At 62.9% G+C, this 5,248-nt stretch carries 5 protein-coding genes and 2 pseudogenes; 3 read left to right on the top strand and 4 right to left on the bottom strand.

The genetic code is table 11. The features are described 5' to 3' along the window. The coding region (locus tag RT662_RS08515; RefSeq protein WP_313670279.1) for an acetyl-CoA C-acyltransferase at nt 1-1,024 on the bottom strand (1,024 nt) is incomplete at its 3' end. A gap of 33 nt (nt 1,025-1,057) precedes the next feature. Beyond that, a complete protein-coding gene (locus RT662_RS08510) occupies nt 1,058-1,522 on the bottom strand; it encodes a MaoC family dehydratase (RefSeq protein WP_313670278.1) in 465 nt (154 codons plus the stop codon). A gap of 194 nt (nt 1,523-1,716) precedes the next feature. On the opposite strand from RT662_RS08510, the gene RT662_RS08505 reads away from it, so the two are divergent. The 3 genes and pseudogenes from RT662_RS08505 to RT662_RS08495 all read left to right on the top strand — a co-directional run. Next, nucleotides 1,717-2,091 carry a hypothetical protein gene (locus tag RT662_RS08505; RefSeq protein ID WP_313670277.1) on the top strand — a complete coding sequence of 125 codons (375 nt, stop codon included), beginning with the start codon at nt 1,717-1,719 and terminating at the stop codon, nt 2,089-2,091. Nucleotides 2,092-2,299: 208 nt separating this feature from the next. Continuing rightward, a pseudogene (locus tag RT662_RS16225) lies at nt 2,300-2,404 on the top strand (PEPxxWA-CTERM sorting domain-containing protein); the annotation flags it as partial. Between the two features lie 647 nt (nt 2,405-3,051). Further along, a pseudogene (locus tag RT662_RS08495) lies at nt 3,052-3,150 on the top strand (PEPxxWA-CTERM sorting domain-containing protein); the annotation flags it as partial. A 287-nt stretch (nt 3,151-3,437) separates the two neighbouring features. Here RT662_RS08495 and RT662_RS08490 read toward each other — a convergent pair. Further along, nucleotides 3,438-4,103, bottom strand: coding sequence for a PEPxxWA-CTERM sorting domain-containing protein (locus RT662_RS08490; RefSeq protein ID WP_313670275.1), 666 nt, complete (start codon nt 4,101-4,103; stop codon nt 3,438-3,440). Nucleotides 4,104-4,274: 171 nt separating this feature from the next. After that, on the bottom strand, nt 4,275-5,248 hold a 974-nt coding region (locus RT662_RS08485), incomplete at its 5' end, for a mechanosensitive ion channel family protein (RefSeq protein WP_313670274.1).

The raw sequence follows: 5,248 nt of genomic DNA, 5'->3' as shown, positions 1-5,248 counted from the left end.
AGCCGCCGTTGACGTTGAGCAGTTCAGGATCGATGCCCAGCACGTCGGCGCAGTGGATCACCTGCACGGCAAAGGCTTCGTTCAGTTCCCACAAGCCGATGTCGTTCATGGTCAGGCCGTTGGCCTTCAAAAGCTTGGGGATGGCATAGATCGGGCCGATGCCCATTTCGTCGGGCTCAAGCCCGGCCACCGCCATGCCGCGATAGGCACCCAGCGGGGTGAGGCCGCGGCGGGCAGCTTCCTTGGCTTCCATCAGCACGCTGGCCGAGGCACCATCGGAAAGCTGGCTGGCGTTGCCGGCGGTGATGACGCCGCCTTCGATCACCGGCTTCAGGCCCTTCAGGCTTTCCAGCGTGGTTTCCGGGCGATTGCCTTCATCCTTGGACAGCGTGATCTCGTGGGTGGTGACCTCCTTGGTTTCCTTGTTGACCATCGCCATCGTCGCGGTCATCGGCACGATTTCATCGTCGAACTTGCCGGCGGCTTGCGCTGCGGCGGTGCGCACCTGGCTCTGATAGCCATATTCATCCTGGCGATCGCGGCTGACGTTGTAACGCTTGGCCACCACTTCGGCAGTCTGCAGCATCGGCATGTGGATGTTGGGGTGCATGGCGACCAGGCTGGGGTCCATGCCCACGCGCATCTTGTCGTTCTGCACCATCGAGATGCTGTCCACACCGGCGCCGATGCAGATCTGCATGCCATCGACCATGATCTGCTTGGCAGCGGTCGCGATCGACATCACGCCCGACGAGCATTGGCGATCCATCGACTGGCCCGACACGGTGACTGGCAGCCCGGCACGCAGCAGCGCCAGGCGGGCAATGTTGCCGCCCTGCACACCTTGTTGCAGGGCGCAGCCCATCACCACGTCGTCCACCTCGGCGCCTTCGATGCCGGCACGCTTCACGGCGTGGGCGATGGCATGGCCGGCCAGCGTCGGCGACGGGGTGGCGTTGAACGCACCGCGGAAGGCCTTGCCGATCGGCGTGCGGGCGGTGGAAACGATAACGGCTTCACGCATGAGATAATCCTTCCTGTGTCAGTTCAGCGGGCGTCAGCCCACATATTGCAAGGTGATCCATTCGGCGGCGAGCGCGGGCTTGGTTTCGCCTTCGATCTCGACCGTCACATTGGTGGTGGTCTGCCACGCGCCATCCGGGCGCTGCGACACATCGGCGATGGTGAAACGGCCACGCACCTTGCGGCCGGATTTCACCGGCGCCATGAACCGCACCTTGTTGAGACCATAGTTCACGCCCATGCGCGTGCCCTTGATGCCCGGCATCGCCTGATAGGCCATGACGGAGAGCAGGCTGAGCGTGAGATAGCCGTGCGCGATGGTGGTGCCGAACGGCGTTTGCGCGGCCAATTCCGGGTTCACGTGGATGAACTGGTGATCGCCGGTCACTTCGGCAAAGGCGTTGATCTTTTCCTGCGGGACCTCGATCCAGTCCGACACGCCGACCTCGGTTCCGGCCAAAGCCCGAAACTCATCCAGCGTCAGTGATTTTCCGGCCATGCACGTCTCTCCCCATGATCTGATTTGCCGCCAGCCTAGGCCCCGGCTTCCGTGCGCGTCAACCCAGCAGAATCGTGGTGAACGCCTCGCTGTTAACTTTATGATTACTTGGTATTAACCATAACCCGTCGTTACTGGAATTGGGCATCCGCACTGCCGCCCCCGGCACGCCGATCAAAAAAGGATCGCCCGTCATGACCAGCCATCACCCCGCCGCCGCTTTCGCCCTGGCCGCGCTCGCCCTGATCGCGAGCGCCGATGCCGGCGCCGTCACGGTGACCACCCTTGCCGGCGCGCCTGATCCGGGCCCGCTGCCCGGCCAGCAACTGGTCGTCACGTTCGACGCGCCGGCCACGCCCGGCTTCAGCTGGACCGGTGGACTGGCCACGGCCATCGGCACCGTGCACGGGGCACACACCACGCCGGCCCGGAACACCTCCCGCTATGGCTTTGTATCGAGTGCGCATGCCGATCCGGTGGCGACTCTGATCACGCCGGCGTTGAGCTCGATCAGTTTCTATTGGGGCACGATGGATTCCCATAACTGGCTGTGGGTGCTTGGGGGCTGATCTGAAGCCCATCCATTTCGTGCATCTTTCCACAATCGATTTCGATCCGGTCGCTTATGCTGGTGGTGGCAGCGGCCGCAATCGCCGTCTGTCGATAACGGCCAATGGGACTGAAACCATCGGCGGCCTGCGTTTCTGGGCACGTGGCCGCAGCTTTGAATTCGATGATTTCGCCGCCACGCTGGCCCCCGGCAATATGCCCGGCAGCGGCGGCGTACCGGAACCGGCCACCTGGGCGACGCTGATCGCTGGCATGGGCCTGGTGGGTGCCGTAGCCCGCCGGCGCGGTCGGCAAGTACAGGTCGCCGCCTGAACATTATAGTTAACATACTATGAACGCGACTTGGCTCGCTGCCCCGTGTCTGTTATATAAAGTTTCCGTTAACAAAAAGGTGTATCATGAAGCGTAAGTTGCTTGGCCTTGTTGCCAGTCTTGTTGTTACCTCGGCCGCACAGGCCGTCACTGTCACCGGCACCTTTGGTGCTCCCGATCCCGGCCCGGCTGTGGGCCAGTCGATCGTCGTCAGCTTCGATGGTCCCAACGCGGCCGGCTACAGCTGGAACGGAGGTATCGCCACCAGTTGCGCTTCCATCAACGGCGCTGCCATGCCGGCGGTCGGTGTCGGCGGCACCGCTAGTTGTTTTGGCTACGTGTCGAGCCGAATCAACCCGAACAGCGCCATCCTTTCCACCCCGAACCTGTCCTCGATCAGTTTCTATTGGGGCTCGATCGACACCTATAACTTCGTCGATGTGCTGGGAGCAGGCGGCGCCACCATCTTCAGCATTGCCGGCGGTGCGCTACCGCCGTCAAATGGCAACCAAGGCCAGCCGGCGACCAATCGCCGGGTCAATTTCATCGCCGGCGCCGGCGAAGTCATCACTGGCCTGCGCCTGCGCTCCGAAGGTGTGGCCTTCGAATTCGATAGCTTCGCGGCGACCGAAGTGATCAATCCGGGCGGCGGCGCCGTGCCGGAACCGGCCACCTGGGCGATGCTGCTGGCTGGCTTTGGCCTGGTTGGCGTGTCGGCCCGCCGCCGGCGCACACTGGCGGCCTCATCTGATTCCGCCGCCCGTGCATCGGGCGGCATCTGCCGGGTAAAGTGCCGGCCATGTGGCGTTGCTGCCATGTGGTCGGCACTGCCTTATTCAACCAAGTCCAGTTTGTTCTCGCGCCACAGCAAGGGATTCGCACCCGAAAGGGTGTATCCCCGCCGAGCAAAGTTGCCGCCGCCACGAAGCGGCGCTTTGATCCTTCGATCAACTGGGTTGCGCAGAAGCCGCCGACTCAACAAAACGGCGCGGCGGGAAACATCCCACCGCGCCGTCATGCCATCGGAGATGGATCAGGCAGCGACGCTGGCAGCGCCGCGGCGGCGACGCGAAGCCGCGCCGACCAAGCCAAAGCCAGCGATCAGCATCGCCCAGCTCGCCGGTTCCGGTACCGCGCCTTGGCCGCCAAAATCTTCGGCGGTCACCCGGATGATCATGTCATCATGGTTGTCGTCATCGCCGTTGATCTGATCGTCAAAGCCCAGATAGAGCACGTTGGACGAATAGAGGCCGTTGGCCACAGCGCCGCGCGGCAGGAAGATGCCGAACTCCAGCGTACCGATGCCCTTGTTCTGGGCACCGCCCGAAGAGGTGAAGATCCAATCGTTGATCGAACCGGCGTTGTAGACCAGCGAACCCAACGCAACGGGGTTCCATGCCGTGAAGCTGCTGTTTTCCGAAACGGTAATGGCGCCACCGCCAGCCGAGAAACTGTCGTTGAACCCGCTTTCGGAGCCGAGAAATTCGAAGGTGACCGTGGCCTTGCCCGACAGGGAGATGGTCGCGCCACCCGCCGTGTATTGATACAGGCCGGCAGCGTTCAGGTTGCTCTGGAAATTGTTGTTCCCCGGGATCGCGTCCACCGGCGAGCCGATTCCCACGTTGAATGTCACGGCAGCTGCGGCCGGCATGGCCAGCGCCGCGGTCATGATCGCAGCCAATTTCAGCATCTTCGTCATTTTACTACTCCCCTCAACACAGCGGCTGCCCAGCCGCGCACACTCAAAACATAGCTCAATTAACCAAAACATAACGTATTTTTTACCGATATGAAAGTCAAAATTAGGTTCTGCGCAATGCCTTGTTCATTTTCGGTCCGCGCGAACTCACTGGAAGCCGCACAGCAGCGATCAGCGCGGGCGTTCGGTGATCTGGGTTGGATCAATCAGCCGGCCATCGGGCGCGGCGGTGAAGGTCGTTTGGGTGGGATAGGCGAACTCCACGCCCAGTTCGGCAAAGCGGCGCACGATGGCAAAGCCCACCGCCTGCCGCGCCGCGGTCATGGCCTCCAGATCGGGAACGGTCACGAAGAAGATCAATTCGAAATCCAGGCTGGACGGGCCGAACCCCGTGAACGCGGCGCGATCGAAGCGACAATCGGCCTGCGCGTCCACAATGGCCTGCAGATGGCCGGGAAGCGCCTCCATCAGATCAGGCGGGGTCTGGTAGACAATGCCGAAATTCAGCACCACGCGCCGTTCTTCAATGCGACGCAAATTGGCCACCTGCTGCTCCAGCAGCTTGGTGTTGGCCATTACCAGCTGCTCCCCCGACAAGGATCGGATGCGGGTGGTCTTCAGCCCGATATGCTCCACGGTGCCTGTGGAGGTGCCGTAACTGATCGTGTCCCCCACCCGGAACGGCCGGTCGAACAGGATGGCCAGTGCTGCAAACAGATCGGAAAAAATGCCCTGCGCGGCAAGGCCGATAGCGATGCCGCCCACGCCCAGGCCGGCCACCAGCGCGGTGACATTCACGCCCAGATTGTCGAGGATCAGGATGGCGGCCAGCAGCCAGACCACCACGTTGACCAGCACATTGATGACGCCCACGGCGCTGCCCAGCGAGTCTGAATCCTCGCCCCCATTGCCGGCGCGACGGTGCACCAGCCCCAGCACCAGTTCGCGAATCCACAGCGCGCCCTGCACGGCAAGAGCAATGGTGAAGATGTTGTCCACCAGCCGCATCAATGGCCCAGGCGGGGCGACGGCGTGCGTGGCGCCATCCAGCGCGACCGCAACCAGGAACAACAACATGGTGCGCGCCACCATCGCGCGCAGCACGGTTGGGTGGCCGCCCATCTCGCGCGGCAACACGCGCAGCG

Source organism: Sandarakinorhabdus sp. (assembly GCF_032115815.1).
Lineage (GTDB): Bacteria > Pseudomonadota > Alphaproteobacteria > Sphingomonadales > Sphingomonadaceae > Sandarakinorhabdus.
Note: the sequence above shows the minus strand (reverse complement) of the source record. Positions and strands in the feature narration are given on the sequence as shown.

What these genes read in the sequence shown, in the direction of transcription:
- RT662_RS08510 (WP_313670278.1), bottom strand. Translation starts at nt 1,522, where the DNA reads ATGGCCGGAAAATCACTGACGCTGGATGAGTTTCGGGCTTTGGCCGGA.
- RT662_RS08505 (WP_313670277.1), top strand. Translation starts at nt 1,717, where the DNA reads ATGACCAGCCATCACCCCGCCGCCGCTTTCGCCCTGGCCGCGCTCGCC.
- RT662_RS08490 (WP_313670275.1), bottom strand. Translation starts at nt 4,103, where the DNA reads ATGACGAAGATGCTGAAATTGGCTGCGATCATGACCGCGGCGCTGGCC.